Annotated in this window: 8 protein-coding genes and 8 pseudogenes; 4 read left to right on the forward strand and 12 right to left on the reverse strand. The window is 65.1% G+C overall.

The window, feature by feature from the left end:
* Positions 1 to 14: 14 nt before the first annotated feature.
* Both ACHMW6_RS15240 and ACHMW6_RS15245 read left to right on the forward strand, forming a co-directional pair.
* Positions 15 to 620, forward strand: coding sequence for a methyl-accepting chemotaxis protein (locus ACHMW6_RS15240; RefSeq protein ID WP_395407917.1), 606 nt, complete (start codon positions 15 to 17; stop codon positions 618 to 620).
* 14 nt (positions 621 to 634) lie between these two features.
* The gene (locus ACHMW6_RS15245) at positions 635 to 1,273 is read left to right on the forward strand and encodes a type 1 glutamine amidotransferase family protein (RefSeq protein WP_395407919.1); all 639 of its coding nucleotides are present in this window, start codon (positions 635 to 637) and stop codon (positions 1,271 to 1,273) included.
* Here the strand turns inward: ACHMW6_RS15245 and ACHMW6_RS15250 are convergent.
* From ACHMW6_RS15250 to wrbA, 10 genes and pseudogenes are all read right to left on the reverse strand, one after another.
* Complete coding sequence (locus tag ACHMW6_RS15250) at positions 1,251 to 2,222, reverse strand: thymidylate synthase (protein ID WP_395407921.1); 972 nt, start codon at positions 2,220 to 2,222, stop codon at positions 1,251 to 1,253. The genes ACHMW6_RS15245 and ACHMW6_RS15250 overlap by 23 nt on opposite strands.
* A gap of 21 nt (positions 2,223 to 2,243) precedes the next feature.
* A pseudogene (locus ACHMW6_RS15255) lies at positions 2,244 to 3,820 on the reverse strand (DEAD/DEAH box helicase).
* Complete coding sequence (locus ACHMW6_RS15260) at positions 3,817 to 4,911, reverse strand: threonine aldolase family protein (protein ID WP_395407923.1); 1,095 nt, start codon at positions 4,909 to 4,911, stop codon at positions 3,817 to 3,819. The pseudogene ACHMW6_RS15255 and the gene ACHMW6_RS15260 overlap by 4 nt, the downstream one beginning before the upstream one ends.
* Positions 4,912 to 4,922: 11 nt before the next feature.
* A pseudogene (locus ACHMW6_RS15265) lies at positions 4,923 to 6,766 on the reverse strand (ABC transporter transmembrane domain-containing protein).
* A gap of 23 nt (positions 6,767 to 6,789) precedes the next feature.
* Positions 6,790 to 7,842, reverse strand: coding sequence for a lipocalin-like domain-containing protein (locus ACHMW6_RS15270; protein ID WP_395408620.1), 1,053 nt, complete (start codon positions 7,840 to 7,842; stop codon positions 6,790 to 6,792).
* Positions 7,842 to 10,409: pseudogene (locus ACHMW6_RS15275) on the reverse strand (FtsX-like permease family protein). Before ACHMW6_RS15275 ends, ACHMW6_RS15270 begins: the two are co-directional and overlap by 1 nt.
* Entirely contained in the window at positions 10,397 to 10,819 is a 423-nt protein-coding gene (locus ACHMW6_RS15280) for a DUF4124 domain-containing protein (protein WP_395407924.1), read from the reverse strand. Before ACHMW6_RS15280 ends, ACHMW6_RS15275 begins: the two are co-directional and overlap by 13 nt.
* Positions 10,816 to 12,221: pseudogene (locus tag ACHMW6_RS15285) on the reverse strand (FAD-binding oxidoreductase). Before ACHMW6_RS15285 ends, ACHMW6_RS15280 begins: the two are co-directional and overlap by 4 nt.
* A 129-nt stretch (positions 12,222 to 12,350) precedes the next feature.
* Positions 12,351 to 12,623 (reverse strand): annotated as a pseudogene (locus ACHMW6_RS15290) (DUF2069 domain-containing protein); the annotation flags it as partial.
* Positions 12,620 to 13,227, reverse strand: a pseudogene (wrbA, locus tag ACHMW6_RS15295) (NAD(P)H:quinone oxidoreductase). The pseudogenes wrbA and ACHMW6_RS15290, both read right to left, overlap by 4 nt.
* 58 nt (positions 13,228 to 13,285) lie before the next feature.
* On the opposite strand from wrbA, the pseudogene ACHMW6_RS15300 reads away from it, so the two are divergent.
* Positions 13,286 to 14,678 (forward strand): annotated as a pseudogene (locus ACHMW6_RS15300) (YihY family inner membrane protein).
* On the opposite strand, the gene ACHMW6_RS15305 reads toward ACHMW6_RS15300, so the two are convergent.
* Both ACHMW6_RS15305 and ACHMW6_RS15310 read right to left on the reverse strand, forming a co-directional pair.
* Complete coding sequence (locus ACHMW6_RS15305; protein ID WP_395407925.1) at positions 14,664 to 15,464, reverse strand: alpha/beta fold hydrolase; 801 nt, start codon at positions 15,462 to 15,464, stop codon at positions 14,664 to 14,666. The pseudogene ACHMW6_RS15300 and the gene ACHMW6_RS15305 sit on opposite strands and share 15 nt — an antisense overlap.
* Position 15,465: 1 nt before the next feature.
* Positions 15,466 to 16,778 (reverse strand): annotated as a pseudogene (locus ACHMW6_RS15310) (O-acetylhomoserine aminocarboxypropyltransferase).
* A gap of 173 nt (positions 16,779 to 16,951) precedes the next feature.
* On the opposite strand from ACHMW6_RS15310, the gene ACHMW6_RS15315 reads away from it, so the two are divergent.
* Positions 16,952 to 17,410, forward strand: a complete 459-nt coding sequence (locus ACHMW6_RS15315; protein ID WP_395407927.1) for a CBS domain-containing protein — start codon at positions 16,952 to 16,954, stop codon at positions 17,408 to 17,410.
* Positions 17,411 to 17,511 lie beyond the last annotated feature (101 nt).

The following is a 17,511-nucleotide window of genomic DNA, read 5'->3' on the forward strand; positions in this document are numbered from 1 at the left end:
TATCCTGGCCCTGAATGCCGCAGTGGAAGCGGCGCGTGCAGGCGAACAGGGGACGCGGCTTTGCCGTGGTGGCGTCCGAAGTGCGCAATCTGGCGCAGCGCTCGGCCGGCGCGGCCAAGGAAATCAAGGCGCTGATCGACGATTCCGTCGGCAAGGTGGAAGATGGCGCAAAACTCGTGGACCAGGCCGGGGAAACGATGAAGGAAATCGTCACCAGCATCCAGCGCGTAACGGACATCATGGGCGAAATCACCTCTGCTACACTGGAACAGACCGCCGGACTGGAGCAGATCAATAACGCCATCGTCGAGATGGACTCGATCACGCAGCAGAATGTGAGCGTGGTGGAAGATGCGGCGCAGGCGGCAGGCGCGCTGCAGTCGCAGGCCGAGACATTGCAGCGTACGGTGAGCGTGTTCCAGCTGGATGAAGTCAACGTGGCAGCACATGCGGCGCGCGCGGTGATCGACGCGGCGCGTACCAAGCCGGCGCCGGCTGCCGCGAAGGCTGCCCCGCGGCGCATCGCAGCGCGCAAGCCGGCTGCACCCGCTGCGAAATCCGCACCAGCTTCGGCGCGTTCACTCGGCACTGGCGTCAATACGGAATGGGAAGAGTTTTAAGACAGGGAGAGCAGATGAAGGTGTATCTCGTTGTTGTAAACACGCTGGCCGACTGGGAGATCGGCTATCTGACTGCGGAACTGCACAGCAGGCGCTTCTTCCGCTCGCCGGACCTTGCCTGCGAAGTGCTGAAGGTGGGCATTGACCGCACGCCGGTCACGTCGATGGGCGGCATGACGATCACGCCGGATCTCACGCTGGCCGACGTGAGCCTGGCGCCCGGCGACCTGCTCCTGCTGCCGGGCAGCGATGCCTGGCATGAAGAGGCCAATGCGCCGCTGCTGCGCTTTGCCGCCGGTGCGCTGGCGGAAGGGCATAAGGTCGCGGCCATCTGCGGCGCAACGGTCGGCCTGGCGCAGGTCGGCGCGCTGAACGGGCGCCGTCACGCCAGTAACGACCTGGGTTTCCTGAAGCAGTCCTGCCCGGCCTACACCGGTGCCGCACAATATGAAGACAAACCGGCCGTCCGCGACGGCAACCTGGTTACCGCCAGCGGACTGGCGGCCCTGGAGTTTTCGTATGAAGTGATAAGGATGCTCGGAGTATGGCGCGAAGCCACCGCCGATGCATGGTACAAGCTGCACAAGACCCGCGAGGCGCGCTGGTATTACGCCCTCGTGGAGTCCATGTCTACACTGCCATCGGAGCAGTAATCGGCGCGTGGTGCTGGTAGCCTTCCAGGTTGAAGTCGGAAGGCTCGACCTTTTCCAGCCACTCCGGCTCGTACTTGCCGGTCGTTGCGAAGTCCGGCACACGGTCTGAGATCTTCAGTTGCGGCAGCGGATACGGCTCGCGCGTCAGCTGTTCCTTGACCATTTCCATGTGGTTTTCGTAGATGTGGGCATCACCCACGAAGTAGCTGAACCAGCGCGCCGTGTAGCCGGTGAGGCGGGCCACCAGCGCGAGCAGGGCAGCGCCTTCGGCGATATTGAACGGCGTGCCCAGGCCGATATCGTTGCTGCGCACGTAGAGGCAGAGCGAGATCTCCTTGGTGTTGGCGTTCGGGATGAACTGGTACAGCAGGTGGCAGGCGGGTAGGGCGACCTGGTCCAGCACGGCCGGATTCCAGCCGTGGAACAGGATACGACGGCTGGACGGGTTGTTGACGATCGTGTCCAGGCATTCGCGCAGCTGGTCGACGGCCTTGTACAGCAGGACCTTTTTCACACCGTCTTCTTCCAGCGGGGCGACGATCTGGAAGCCGTTGCGCTGGGCGTCGGCGATCTGTTCGCCCTGGTCGGCATTCAGCAGCTTGTAGCCGGGCCACTGGCGCCACTGTACGCCATAGACGGGGCCGAGGTCGTCGACGCCTTCACGGTACGGGTTGGCCAGCCACTGCTGGTTCTCATTTGCGTTCTGGTCCCAGACCTTGCAGCCCAGCGCGCGGAAGTCGGCCGCGCTGCGCGAGGCGCGCAGGAAGGCGCACAGTTCGCCGACCACGGACTTGAAGGCCAGCTTCTTGGTGGTGACAGCGGGGAAACCGTCCTTCAGGTCGAAGCGCATCATGGCGCCCGGCACGCTCAGCGTGCGGATGCCCGTGCGGTTGTCCTGCCAGCTGCCCTGTTCGAGGACGGTTCGGATCAGTTCCTGGTATTGCTGCATTCTTCTCTCCGTTGTTCTGTTCTATCGTTTGCCGCCGCGCGGGCCGGACTTGTTGCCGCCCTGGCGCTCGGCCTTGCCCGCAGCCTTTGCGGCAGATTTCGCACCGCGACCAGTCACCACGACGACATTGGCCTTGCCGGCGCCGCGTCCAGCTCCGCCGCTTGGGCTGCGCTGGCCTGCACCCGGACGGCCGGGATTGCCGGGCCGGCCGGACTCGCCCTGGCCGCCGCGCTGCTTGCGCTCCGGCTCTTCATACATGCCCAGCGCGCCGTAGCCGCCAGCGGGACGTGGCGCGTCCACTGCCTCGCCGCGCGGCGGTTGCTTCGCCGTCCCGGCAGCCGCGCCGCGACCTGCGGACGCGCCACGGCCGGCGTCGCGCGGCTTGGCCGGCTGCGGGGTTGTGCGGCCGGACTTCGCGGCGGATTTGGCGGCGGGTTGGGGCGGCGTGCCGGTCGCGGGAACGCGATGGTTCGCTCGAATCCCGGCTCTTCCTGCCGCGTGAAAACCTGGCGTGTGAGGGTTTCGATCGCGCGCAGCAGTTCCACCTCGTCCGCGCAGACGAGAGAGACGGCCTCGCCCTCGGCGCCGGCGCGGCCGGTACGGCCGATGCGGTGCACATAATCCTCGGCCACGGTCGGCAAGTCAAAATTGACGACGAGCGGCAAAGCCTCGATGTCGAGACCGCGCGCGGCAACGTCCGTGGCAACCAGCACCTGCACCTCGCGCGCCTTGAAGCGCTCCAGTGCGCGCAGGCGCGCCGGCTGCGGCTTGTCGCCATGAATCGACTCGGCGGCGATGCCCTCCGACTGCAGCAGCGTCACCAGCGCCTCCACGCCCTTGCGCGTCTTGGCAAACACCAGCAGATGGTTCCAGCCAAGCTTTTCCATCAGGTGCAGGAACAGGTCCGGCTTCACCTTTTTGTCCGTCGTGTAGACCGACTGCCGCACCGTGCGCGCCGCTGTATTGGGCGCGCTGGCCTGAACGGACAACGGATCGGACAGCAATTGCTTCGCCATTGCGCGGATTGCGTCGGAGAAAGTAGCCGAGAATAGCAAAGTCTGGCGCTGGGCGGGCAGGGCGGCGAAGACCGCATCCAGGTCCGCCGCGAAGCCCAGGTCGAGCATGCGGTCCGCCTCGTCCAGCACCAGCGTCTGCAACTGCGCGAACGTCATGGCGCCCTGGCGCAGCAAGTCCAGCAGGCGTCCCGGCGTGGCCACCAGCACGTCCACCCCTTTGCGCAGCTTAGTGATTTGCGGCTCGATCGGCACGCCGCCGTAAGCCACGGCATAGCGCAGCGGCAGTGCACGGCCATAGGCACGGAAACTCTCATACACCTGTTCCGCCAGTTCGCGGGTCGGCACCAGCACCAGGCAGCGCACCCCGTTGGCGCTGACGGCGCCCTCCATCGTCAGCCGCTGCAGCACAGGCAGTGCGAAGGCGGCCGTCTTGCCGGTGCCCGTTTGCGCAGCCGCCATCAGGTCGCGGCCTGCAAGTACGGCGGGAATGGCCTGCTTCTGCACTGGCGTTGGCGTTGCATAGCCCAGCGTCTGCAGGGTTTGCTGCAGCGCCTCGATCAGTTTCAGCGAGGAGAAGCTCATCGGAACTCCGTGGAAATCGCATCGCGCCACACGGCCAGCGCTCGCCGCACGGCTTCGTCGGAGAGCTTCAGCATATTCTCGCCCACATACCATTCCACATAACTGTGGTTGGGCAGCAGCGAATGGCTGGCGCGGTTGAACAGCCAGATGCCGTGCCGCTCCGCGATTTCATTGCGGATTTCCAGCACGCGTTCGCGGCTCACGGGCATATGCAGATGCAGCATATTCGCTTGCGGACGCGCCGGATTCGGCGTCAGCCGCGGGAAATCGCGCAGCGTGTCGTACAGCCACTGCGTGCGGAGGAAATAGTCCGGCATCGCGGCCAGGCGTGCGTCGAACTGCATCGCCGCGGCCACCACATACGGCGTGCGGTGGATAACGTTGCCACCCTGGCGGCGGAACCACTCCTGCGCCTTGGCCACGAAAGTGGGTGAACCGGCCAGCATGGCGCCGCCCAGTCCGCCGATGCCCTTGTACAGTGACACATAGACGGAATCGAATCCCGCCGCGACTTCCGCCGGCGTGCGGCCATAGCCGGCCGCCGCTTCCCACAGGCGCGCGCCGTCCATGTGCAGATGGATGCCTTCCAGGCGGCAGTACTCCTTGATGGCCCGCAGCTCGTCCCACGATGGCGACTGGCCGCCCATTTCGCGCGCCGGTAATTCCAGCGACACGGCGCCGAGTTTGTCCGGCAGGGCCTTCAGCTCATCGAGCGTGAAGGGACGGTGCAGATCGCCCAGTTGCAGCGCATCGAAATGCCCCAGCAGCTGATGGTTGCCGCGTTCGTGCTTGAAGATATGGGCGGTCGGATGCAGCGCCACGATGCGGCTGCCGCGCTCCATGCAGGCCAGGCGCAGCGCCGTGACCTGGGTCATGGTGCCGGTAATGCAGAAGGTCGCGGCTTCAAAACCCAGCACGCCAGCGACCTTGCGCTCGAACGATTGCAGCAGTTCGCCTTCGCCATAGACATCGTGCTGGACTTCATTCAGTTCGCACCACGAAGCCATGGCCGCGAAAGTGGCGGCCGGCGTGGGCGCAGGATGGCCCGGCAGGATGGTTTGGCAGCGTTGGCGCAGTTCGGCGTCGGTCACGGGCTATCCTTTCAGTGGACCGCTTGGACGTTATGGAATTGCAGGGCCGCCAGGTTGGCGTAGATGCCGCCCAGCGCCACCAGCGACTGGTGCGTGCCGGTTTCCACGATCTTGCCGTCTTCCATGACAATGATGCGGTCCGCGCGCTGCACGGTGGCGAGACGGTGCGCGATGATGACGGTGGTGCGGCCTTCCATCGCCGCCTCCAGGGCGCCTTGCACCAGGCGCTCGGATTCCGCGTCCAGCGCGCTGGTGGCTTCGTCCAGCAGCAGCAGCGGGGGGATTCTTCAGCAGGGCGCGTGCGATCGCAATGCGCTGACGCTGGCCGCCGGACAGGCGCACGCCGCGTTCACCCAGGAAGGACTTGTAGCCGTTCGGCAGGCGCTCGATGAATTCATGGGCAGCCGCCATGCGTGCCGCGGCGATCACTTCCTGGTCGCTCGCATCGGCGCGGCCGTAGCGGATGTTTTCCATCGCATCGGCCGAGAAGATCACCGTTGTCCTGCGGCACGATGCCGATGGCGCCGCGCAGGGTGTGCAGGTCGAGCTGCTTGATGTCCACGCCATCGAGGCGGATGGTGCCCAGCTGGGGATCGTGGAAGCGCAGCAGCATCTGGAACAGCGTCGTCTTGCCGGCGCCGGAAGGACCGACGACGGCCACGGTCTCGCCGGGCTTGATGTCGAGCGAGAGCTGGAGCAGCGAGGCCGTATCGGGGCGGGACGGGTAGGAGAAGGTCACTTCCTGCAGGCTCAGTGCGGCGCCATTGGCCGCGCGCGGCGGCAGGGCCAGTGGATGCACCGGATTCTGGATGGCGGACTTCACGGACAGCAGTTCCAGCAGGCGCTCGGTGGCGCCGGCAGCGCGCTGGGCCTCGCCCATCACTTCGGACAGCGCCCCAATCGCCCCCGCCACGATGGATGCATACAGGATGAACTGGCCCAGGTCACCGCCCGTCATCGTGCCTTCCAGCACGGCGTGCGCGCCCAGCCACAGTACGAAGACGATGGTGCCGAACACCAGCACGATGGCCAGCGCTGTCAGGAAAGCGCGCGCCTGGATACGGCGCATTGCGGTACTGAAGGCATTCTCGATCGAGGAACCGAAGCGCTTCGACTCCATCTGTTCATGGGTGAAGGCTTGCACGGTCGGCATGGCGTTCAGGATTTCGCCGGCCATGGCGGAAGCATCGGCGATGCGGTCCTGCGAATCGCGCGAGAGCTTGCGCACGCGGCGGCCGAACATCACGATAGGCAGCACGGTCAGCACCAGCAGACCGATGATGATGGAAGAGAGCTTCGGGCTGGTAATGAACAGCATGCCCAGGCCGCCGAGGAAGAGCAGCACATTGCGCAGCGCCATGGAAATGCTGGTGCCGACCACGGACTGGATCAGCGTCGTATCGGTCGTAATGCGGGACAGTACCTCGCCTGTCTGCGTCGTCTCGAAGAATTCCGGGCTTTGCTGCACCACGTGCGAATACACGGCGCTGCGGATGTCCGCCGTTACGCGCTCGCCCAGCCAGGACACGGAATAGAAGCGCGCCGCCGTTGCCAGCGCCAGGATGGTGGCCACCGCGAACAGGGCCAGGAATACCGTATTCACGTTCTGGGCGCTATGGATACCCGCGTGCGCCCCGAAGCCCAGGTCGATCATCTGCTTGAACGCGTAGGGAATGGCCAGCGTGGAGCCGGCAGCGATAACGAGGGCGATGCCGGCAACGATGAAGCGGTTGCGATAGGGCTTCAGGAAAGGCGCCAGGCCTTTCAGCGCCGCCAGGCTGCCTTTTTTCAGTTCCCTTGTGTCGGACTGCGGGTTGCCGGTGGTGCTGGTGGTACTGGTCGTGCTGGTGCTCATCGTGTTGGCAGTGTTCTTCGTATTCATAGTTTCAGGGGCTTGTAATAGCCCGTCAGCTCAAGGTAGCCCCGTCCCGCGGGCTGCCCGTTGCGTTGCACGGTCACGGCGCCTTCCCAGTACACGGCGCCGCTGGACTGGCGCGCATCGAGTTCCTGGTCCTGCTGCAATGGCGTAAGCTGCCACTGGATATCGCCTGTGGCAATCGTGGTGGCAACGGGATACTCGGCATTGGTACGGGGCGACCGCCACCGCTTTTGCGGGGTAAAACTGACCTGGTCCTGCGCATAGTGCGTGATCTTACCGGATGCATCGCGCCATGTCGCGTGGGACCATATTCTACTACCTTGGCGCCCCCTTATCTGGAATGCCATGAGAGCGCCGCCATCGTCCAGATTGATGCCGGCCCAGTCCCAGCCATCCGCCTCCGGATCGAGGTACTGGGTGGACCATTCGTGATCGAGCCAGGTAACGCCGGTGACCGCCTGTTCCCGGCCATTTGCCGCCACGATGGCGCCTGTTGTCCGAAGTTGCGGCTCGCTGTAGTAATAGCTGGCCTGGTTGGGACGCGGCCCTTTGCGGGAAAAGCCCTGGTCGCCCTGCAGCAGCACGGGCTGGGTAGGCGTCAAGGTGAGCTTCAGCGTAAATTCCCGCGCCGGGATGTCGATCTGATAACGGTCAGCGGCGTCGCGCTGCATGCGCCAGCTATCGAGCTTGAGAAGGGTATCGCCGGGCATGGCGTAGGCGAGCCCGAAACCTTCGCGGGCGCTGCGCTGGTCGTGCAGCAGCTTGCCGTTTGCCGGGTCGGACAGCGCGGCGTGGGCAAGGATCAGGTCTTTGGCTGCGAATTTGCTGGGATTTTCGTCGCCCTGGCCGGTGGCGGCGCGGAAGAAGGTGACCTGGTAGCCGACGGTCTTGCCGTCCGCGGTCGTGAGCCAGCCGGTCGCGTACCACCATTCGGTCTTGAAACCGTGGTGGGCGCCGAAATCGCGCGGGAATTGCAGTGGGACGCCGGGCAGCACGGGCGTGAATGCCGTCAGCACGGCGACAGCCAGCGTGGCGAGCAGGAGTCGCAACATCACCAGTCCTCCCTTACGGCGCGGATAGGCCCCGCCGAGAGCGCGCGGCGGCCGGACAGCAGCGCGGTCACGGCGGCGGAAACAAGCAGTGCTGCCGCCACGGTAGCCAGCAAGGGCCACGGATAGTGCATTTCCATCGTCCAATGGAATGACTGCGGATTCACCACATGCACCAGCACCAGGCTGATGACCCACCCCAGCACGAATCCTATCAGGATGCCCAGCGCCGTCAGCGCGCCTCCTTCGAAGGCCAGCACGGCCAGCACCTGGCGCCGCGTGAGCCCCACATGGCGCAGCATGCCGAATTCCTTGGCGCGCGCCAGGGTTTGCGCGGAGAAGGTGGCGGCCACGCCGAACAGGCCGATAATGATGGCGATGGCTTCCAGCAGGTAGGTGACGGCGAAGCTGCGGTCGAACACGGTGAGCGTGCGGCGGCGGATTTCGCCGGGCGCGGTCATTTCCAGCAGGCCGCCGAATGGCAGGGCACGCAGGGCGCCTTGCACCTGTTCGGGCGCGGCGTTGGGCGCCAGCCAGATTGCAGCGTCGCCAGCGTCGCGATCGCCCGTGATGCGGATGTAATCCTTGCGGAAGATGATGACGGCGCCCGTCGACCGCGCGTAGTCGCGCCACACGCCGGCGATATGGAATTCATGCTGGCTGCCGGCCAGCGGCAGGCGGATCGTATCGCCTGCGTGCAAACCATACAGGTCGACCATGGCTTCCGATACCCAGGCCTGCGGTAACGTGCTGCCGGCCGGCAGGGGGGGCGGTGGGACCGGAGAGAATCAACGCATGCTCGATCTGCGCCGGCTCTATGTCTCGCGCCAGCAGCATCACGTTCGGACGGTCGGCGGCCAGCGAAAGCTGGCGGGTGCGCAGGAATTCGGTGCGGGCGATGCCGGGCGTTGCGCGCAGCGCCTCCTGCTCCCGTGGCTTTAGCAGGGCCGTACTGCCGCTGGCGGCCGTGCGCACATAAAGGTCGGCGGGCAGCAATTGCTGCACCCACTCGTCCACCGACACGCGGAAGCTGGCGACCATGATGGCCATCGCCACCATCAGGCTAAAGCTGGACAGCACGCCCCCCAGTGCAATACCGGCCTGGCTGGACGCATTCGCCAGCCGCGCCAGTGCGAGCGACGGGACGGTGCGCCGCGTGCGCCAGCGGGCCTGCGCGGCGCGGAACACGATTGCGGACAGGCGGGGCATCAGGGCGATGGCGCCGATCAGCATCAGCGCGATCGAGATATAGCCCAGGAGGGGCAGCTCCGCCACCGGCGGCGCCTGCGTGAGCACGGCGGCCAAAGCCAGGCAGGCCAGACCCGGCCAGGGGCGCGCCAGCCGCGCCAGCGCCACTTCGTCGGTGCCCGGACTTCAGCGCCACGGCCAGGCGGGCGCGCGAAGCTTCGACCGCCGGTGCGGCGCAGCCCAGCAGGGCCACCCCGACGCCGGTGCCGAAATAGACCAGCGCCGCAAATGGCGTAAAGCGCAGCTGCGGGCTGACGCCGGAGAAGAAGCCTGCGCCAAAGTCGCCGCCGAACAGCTGCAGCATGCCGGCGGCGATTACGTAGCCGCCGGCGATGCCGAGCAGGGCGCCCAGCACGCCGAGACCGAGGCCTTCGAGCAGGATCTGGCGCAGCAGCTGCCGCCGCTCCAGCCCGAGCACGCGCAGCAGCGCAAACTGGCCGCGCCGGCGCATGACGGATAGGGCCTGTGTGGTAAAGACCAGGAAGGCTCCTGTGAACAGGGCGACCAGGGCCAGCACCGTCAGGTTCACGCGGTAGGCGCGGCTCACATTGCCACTGCGGCTGTTTTGCTCGCCATTGCTGGCGCTCGTGACGCGGAACCGGCCCGGGAATTCGCGTTCCAGTTCCGCCGCCAGTGCGTCGCGGAAGGCAGTGCGGTCCTCGCCGTCGCGCAGGCGCAAGTCCACGCGCGACAGCTTGCCCAATTGCTGGAAGCGCCACTGGGCGGCGCCGATGTCCATCACGCCGAGGCGTTGTCCCGCCCGCGCGCCCGGCAATGACCCGGCAATGCGCAGGCGCAGCGTCTGCGTGCCGGACTGGAATTCGGCCTCGCCGCCGGGATGTACGCCGAGCCATTGCTGCGCAGCCGGAGACAGGAAAATCGCGTCGTCCGCGACGGTGTCGTAGGGCGTGTTGGCATCGGGCGCGCCGATCAGGCCGGGCGACACGGCAGCCGCACGGAACACATCGAGGCCGACAATCTTCAGAGGCTGGTTGCGGCCGGGGAGGGAAGCGTTCGAACGTCAGCACAGGGGACGCCATGCTTACGCCCGGCCGCTCGGCGAGCCGTGGGTAGATGGATTCGTCGATAAACGGCTCGGTGCCGCTGACCTGAATTTCCGCCTGGCCGGACAGGGTTTGCACGGCCGCCGAGAATTCATTCAGCGCCGCTGCGTTGACCAGGTGGATGGCAAAGCCCAGCGCCACGCCAACCGCAATGGCGGCAATGGCGACGAGAGCACGAATGGGATGCGCGCGCCACTCGCCCAGGAGCAGCCAGCGCGACAGGCGCCGCAGCGCGGGAGCCTGGGTCAGCTCCCGCATTCCAGTTTGTAGCGCTCGGCCACGCGGCGCGCCTTGATCTGGGCGCGTTCGCTGTTCTGGATCTGGGCGCCGCGCGCGTCTTCCTCAGCCCATTTCTGGTCCTGTTTGAGCTTCTGGCATTTGTCGCGCCGTTTGGCCGCGACGCGGTGGGTGGCTTCGTCCTCGCGGTCCTGGTGGGCTTCGCGCTTCAGGCGTTCTTTTTCCATCAGCTTCGCTTCGCGCTTCTGGCGCGCCAAGTCGGTTTTCGCTCCTGGATCGGGCGCCGGCGCGTCCGGCACGGCGATCACGGCCGCCTGCCCGCGCTCGCACGGCGCCTGGCTGTAAGTGACTTTCCCGTCGACGGTGCACTTGTGGACTTGCGCCTGCGCGGCGGCAGGCAGGACGAGTGCGAACAGTAGTAGTGTTTTCATATGATCTTCCCCGGGTTCATGATACCCAGGGGATCGAGCGCGGCCTTGATGGCGCGCATCATTTGCAGCTCCACCGGCGACTTGTAGCGCGCCAGTTCATCCCGTTTCAGCGCGCCGATGCCGTGTTCCGCCGAGATCGAGCCGCCGAAAGCCACTACATTGTCGTGCACCACGCGGTTCAGCGCTTCCTGGTTGACCAGGAATTCCTCGTTGCCGATGCCGGGCGGCGGCGCCACGTTGAAGTGCAGGTTGCCGTCGCCGAGATGGCCGAGCAGACCAGCTGGCAGCCCGGGAAGGCCTGCTGCAGCAGCGGTTCGGTGTGGGCGATGTACTGCGGGGATAGCGGAAACGGGCAGCGAGATATCGTGCTTGATGTTCTTGCCGTCGGCCGCCTGGGCCAGCGGGATGTGCTCGCGGATCTGCCACAAACCCAGCGACTGCGCGACCGAACTCGCCACGGCGGCGTCTTCAATCACGCCTTCTTCCAGTGCGGCGCCGATCGCGCTTTCCAGCAGCGCCACCGCGTGCTGCTCGGATTCGCTGCTGGACAGCTCCAGCAGCGCGTACTGGGCATGTTCCTGCGCGAATGGCTGCGGCAGCTGCGGAAGTGCTTGCGTACCAGTTTCAGGCAGAAAGCGGACATCAGCTCGAAGCCCGTCAGGCTGGCGCCGCAGCGGTCCTGCATGATGGCGAGCAGCCGCAGTGCGTGGGCCGGCGATTCGAGGGCCGTGAGGGCGGTGATGCTGGCCTTCGGCTGCGGGAACAGCTTCAGCACCGCACCGGTAATGATGCCCAGCGTGCCTTCGGCGCCGATGAACAGGTCGCGCAGGTCGTAGCCGGTATTGTCCTTGCGCAGGCCTCGCAGGCCGGACCAGATTCGCCTTGCGGCGTGACCACTTCCAGCCCCAGGCACAGCTCACGCGTGTTCCCGTAGCGCAGGACGGCCGTGCCGCCCGCATTGGTCGAGATTGCCGCCAATCGTGCAGCTGCCTTCGGCCGCCAGCGACAGCGGGAACAGGCAGCCATGCGCAGCAGCGGCTTCCTGGATGGTTTGCAGGATGCAGCCCGCATCCACCGTCATCGTGCGGTTGGCAGGATCGACTGCGCGCGCACGGTTCAGGCGCGTTACCGACAACACGACCGCCGTGCCGCTGGCATCGGGCACGCTGCCCAGCACCAGTCCCGTATTGCCGCCTTGCGGCACGATGGGGATGCGCGTTTCGGCGCAGAGACGAACGAGGTCCGCCACTTCCTGCACACTGCCAGGCCGCAGCACCGCCAATGCGCTGCCGGTAAAGCGGCCGCGCCAGTCGGTGAGGAAGGGCGCTTTGTCGGCGTCGCTGGTCAGCACGTGGGCATCGCCCAGGAGCTGGCGGCAGCGGGCTAAGAAGTCGGCGCTCATTTCACCGAATTGGAGTTGACCTTCGCCAGCAATTCCTTGGCGGCCTTCCGGGCGGCGCGCTTGGTAGGGCGCCACATAGAGAATGGCGCACAGGAAGTAGACCACCACGATGCCCGCTTCGACCCAGCCCAGCCAGGGCGAAACCTTGTCGCTCCAGCCGCGCACCACGCCTTCGATGAAGTACAGCAGGATCATCATCGACGTCCACTGCAGCGTATAGATATCGCGCTTGATGATGCCGGCCAGCGGAATGATCAGCGGCGCCGCCTTCAGCACCAGCCACGAACCGCCCGGCTTCAGTGGGCCAAGCAAGGTTTCCCACAACAGGCACCAGATGATCAGCGCCACCATGCTGGCGATGGCGCCCCAATGGAAGAATTTATGTTTGCCGTTATCCATCATGCCCCCTGCAACTTCACGGCGGTTTCGGCCAGGCGGCGCCCAGGGCGACGGCCAGGCGTTTCTCGTCTTCGGTAATCGGTTTCTTGCCATCCAGGCCGGACCAGTGGCTCGCGCCATAAGGGGAGCCGCCGCTGGCGGTGGTCATCAGCTCGGGATGGGTGTACGGCAGGCCCAGGATCATCAGGCCGTGGTGCATCAGCGGGATCATCATCGACAGCAGCGTCGATTCCTGGCCGCCATGCAGGCTGCCGGTGGACGTGAACACGCAGGCCGGCTTGCCTGCCAGGGTGCCGGACAGCCACTCGGCCGAGGTGCCGTCCCAGAAATACTTCATGGCCGAAGCCATATTGCCGAAGCGCGTAGGCGAGCCGACGGCCAGCGCCGCGCATTCGCGCAGATCATCCAGTTCCACATAGGGCGCGCCATCGGTGGGCACGGCAGGCTGGGTAGCTTCGGTCACGGTGGACACGGCCGGCACTGTGCGCAGGCGCGCGTCGCAGCCAGGCACGCTTTCGATGCCCTGGGCGATCATTTCGGCCAGTTTGCGCGTGGAGCCGTGCCGGGAATAAAACAATACGAGAATAATCAGGTTTGGTTGGTTCATCATTGTTATTATATGGCCCTTTAGCAATAAGCACGAAGAACCGCGAACAAGTCGAATAATGGTTTTAAAGTCTGCAATTACCTATGTTTCCCGCGGCTGCGGCAAGGCCGTGGCCGAGCTGCGCGCGCTGTCCTGGGCCGAGATCCGGGACCTCGTCCGCTTCGCACGCCGCCGCCTGCGCGAGGAAAGCCTGCCCCAGGTCGCCGGCGGCCTGACCTTCACCACGGTGTTTGCCCTGGTGCCGGTGCTGACGATCGCACTGGCGATCTTCACCACTTTCCCGATGTTCAAGACCTTCCGCACGGCCCTGGAAGCGTATTTCATCCAAAGCGTGATGCCGAAGGAAATCTCGAACACCATTCTCAATTACCTTACCAATTTCGCCAACAAGGCGACGCGCCTTTCGGCGGTGGGTGCGGTCACGCTGATGCTGACGTCGGTGGCTATGATGAGCACCATCGAGGGCGTTTTCAACCGCATCTGGCGCGTGAAGACCGTGCGGCGGCTGACCAAGCGCATCCTTGTGTACTGGGCGCTGATTACGCTGGGACCGCTGGTGGTGGGGGTATCGATTACCCTGTCCACCCATCTGTTCTCGGCCACAACCAGCCTGGTGGGCAATATTTTCGGGGGATCTGTCTATGCCTTGTTGTCGGTGGTGCTGACGACCCTGGGCTTCACCTTCCTCTATATTTCCGTGCCGAACCGGAATGTGGACTGGCGGGACGCTTTGGTGGGTGGCGCGGTGGCGGCAATTGCCTTCGAACTGGCGAAACGCGGTTTTGCGATCTTCATTTCGCAGGTACCCACGTATTCGAAGATTTTACGGCGCGCTGGCGGCGCTGCCGCTGTTCCTGCTGTGGATTTATGTATCCTGGCTGATCACGCTGATCGGCGCGCTGATCACGGCGGCGCTGCCGGTCGTCAAGTATGAACGCTGGTGGCATGAGGCGCCGCCGGGTGGAGCCTTCGTCGATGCGATGGCTGTACTGAAAGTGCTGCATGAAGCGCGCGAGCAGGCTGACAACGCTTTGGTCAACGCCGCCGAAATCCGCGTCCGCACACGGCTGGGCTTTGATGAAATGGACCGGCTACTGGACAAGATGCTGGCCCAGGGCTGGGTGGGGCGCGTGAAGGTGGCGCCGCCGCCGCGCGTGCAGTTCGGCAAGCGCGTCAGCGAAGGCGGCGAAAACTGGGTGCTGCTGGCCAACCTCGACAAACTCACGCTGGCCGACGTCTATCGCCTCTTCGTCTTCGGCGGCATGGCCGTGAACGCCGGCATGGCTTCCGACAGCGCCAGCGAGGACGACCGCCTCGTCAACCAGGAAGCCTCCATCCTCGCCCGCCAGGTCGAAGACGCCGTCGAAGCCGGCCTCGGCACCACCCTATCCGACCATTTTGGGGTCAGGCACTGGAACGTTACACGAGCTGATGTATCAAAACGTGCCTGACCCCAAATGAGACATGAGGGCGTCGAGGACGGCGTCGGGTTGTTCGGCCATCATCTGGTGGCCGGCGTCGACCGTGACGGTGCGGGCGTGGGGGAGCGCGGCAACAAGGGCCTTGGCTGAGCGGGGCGGGGTCATCATGTCCTTGGCGCCGTTGATGAAAAGCACGGGACATTTGACCGATTGCGCGGCCGTTTCGCCATTGGCGTAGGCATTGCACGCGCTGAAATCGGTGTGGAAGAGCTGCGGCTCGCCCTGCGCGGAAATGCGCTGCATCAGCCGTTGCGACATGCCGCTGACCCAGAAGCCAGGCCCCGGGCACGAGGGTTTCTGCGCCCAGGAGGAATGTGACCAGATGTTGACCATGTCGATGGCCGTCTGCTCGGCATTCCGGGCGGCGTCCAGCAGCGCGTCGGACACTTTCATGGGCCAGGTGGAGCCCAGCAGGGCGAGACTGGCCACGCGTTCCGGCGCGCGGTAAGCCGCTTCCAGCGCGATCAGGGAGCCCATGCTGTGTCCGACCAGGGCGGCGCGCGACACGCCGGCCGCGGATAGCAAGGCGATCACCCAGTCAGCCATCGCTTCGACCGTGCGCAGGGCGGGACCAGCGCTGCGGCCGTGGCCCGGCAGGTCAACGGCCAGCACGCCGAAGCCGTGGTGCGCCAGGTAGCGCGACTGCAGCGCCCATACGGAATGGTCATTCTGCGCGCCGTGGATGAAGACAACGCAGGGGAGAGCAGGGTCGAAGGCCTTGCCGCCGGTGTAGCAATAGGAACCGTTCAGCAGCATGTCAGGCTCCTTTCTGCGACAGCTTCAGGCCGCGCGCCAGGTCTTCGATCAGGTCGTCCACATCTTCCAGCCCGACCGAGAGCCGCATCGTGCCCTCCCGCAATGCCCGCTGCCGCCAGCTGGTCGGCCGGAATGCGGAAGTGCGTGGTGGAAGCAGGGTGGATGACCAAGGATTTCGCGTCGCCGACGTTGGCCAGGTGCGAGAACACCTTCAGGCTGTCCACGAAGCGCTTGCCCGCGGCGCGGTCGCCTTTCAGCGTGAACGCGAACACGGCGCCGCAGCCGCGCGGCAGCAGGCGCTGGGCCAGCGCATGGTCGGGATGCGAGTCCAGCTCCGGATAGGCGATCGATTCGACCGCCGGCTGGGAAAGCAGGAATTCGACCACCTTGCGCGTATTGGCCACATGCCGCTCCATGCGCAGGCTAAGGGTTTCGATGCCCTGCAGGATGGCGAAGGCATTATGCGGTGACATCACCGCGCCAAAGTCGCGCAAGCCTTCGCGCCGCGCGCGCAGCGAAAATGGCGCCACTGTCGATTCCTCGGCAAACACCATGCCGTGGAAGCCGTCATACGGTTCGCACAGTTCGGCGAAACGGCCGGTGCGCTCATAGGCTGCCTGCCAGTCGAAGGTGCCTCCATCGACCAGCAGCCCGCCGATGGCCGTGCCATGGCCGCACAGGAATTTAGTCGCCGAGTGGAATACCAGGTCGGCCCCATGGTCGAAGGGACGCAGCAGGTAAGGCGTGGTGAAGGTCGAATCCATCATCAACGGCAGCCCCGCTTCGTGCGCAATCGCGGCCACGGACGGGATATCCAGCACATCCAGCCCCGGATTGCCCAGGGTTTCGGCAAACAGCACCCTGGGTGTTGGGACGAATGGCGGCGCGCCACTCGTCGAGCGAGCGCGGATCGACGAAGGTGGTCTCAATACCGAAGCGCTTCAGCGTATAGGCCAGCAGGTTGTGCGAGCCCCCATACAGCGCGCGCGAAGCGACGATGTGCGAGCCGGCGCCGGCAATCGTGCACAGGCCGAGGTGCATGGCCGCCTGTCCGCTGGCCGTCGCGATGCCGGCCACACCGCCTTCCAGCGCCGCGATGCGTTCCTCAAGCACCGCATTGGTCGGGTTCGAAATGCGCGAATAGACATGGCCTGCGCGCTCCATATTGAACAGCGCGGCCGCATGGTCGGAATCGCGGAAAGCAAACGATGAGGTGAAATGGATGGGGGTGGCGCGGGCGCCGGTAGTGGGATCGGGCGTGGCGCCCGCGTGCAGCGAAAGAGTGTCGAAGCCTGGGTACTTGGGACCGCTCATGGAAACCTCGTCCGGATTTGAACTGGCCCCGATGCTACCGTGTTATCACACCGGTGAATAGTGTTGTAATTTGATTATGCTCAAAACTGGATTTTTTCCCACGCTTACGCTACATTCCGTCACAAGGCTTACAATAAAACAAAATCCATTCACTGCGGACAGGACGGCCCAAAATGAAAGTATCCGAAATTCTCCAAGTCAAAGGCAACATCCTCTACACGATCAATCCGGACCAGCCCCTCGTAGAGGCCGCCAATACGATGGCCGAGAAAGACATCGGCTCGCTGGTGGTGATGGAATACGGCGACCTGGTAGGGATGCTGACGTTCCGCGAAGTGCTGAAGGCCCTGCACGCCAACCAGGGTTCGGTCGGCGGCGGCACCGTGCGCAAGCATATGGAAGACCACCCGATTACCGTCACGCCGGACACGGAAGTGAACGAGGTGCGCCGGATCATGCTGGAAAAGCACGCGCGCTACCTGCCTGTGATGAACGCCAAGACCCTGCTGGGCGTGATCTCGTTCTATGACGTGGCGCGCGCCGTGCTCGAAGCGCAGAGCTTTGAGAACCGCATGCTGAAGGCCTATATCCGCGACTGGCCGGCTGAGGAAGAGGAGAAGTCGGAAAGCTGATCGCTGCCACTCAGCCCCAACAAAAACGCCACCCAGCCGGTGGCGTTTTTAAACCCACGGCAAAGACCTGGTGTCTGCCACAGCGTGGCAGACACCTGTTT

This window comes from Pseudoduganella sp. UC29_106 (assembly GCF_044055365.1).
Taxonomy (GTDB): domain Bacteria; phylum Pseudomonadota; class Gammaproteobacteria; order Burkholderiales; family Burkholderiaceae_D; genus Rugamonas.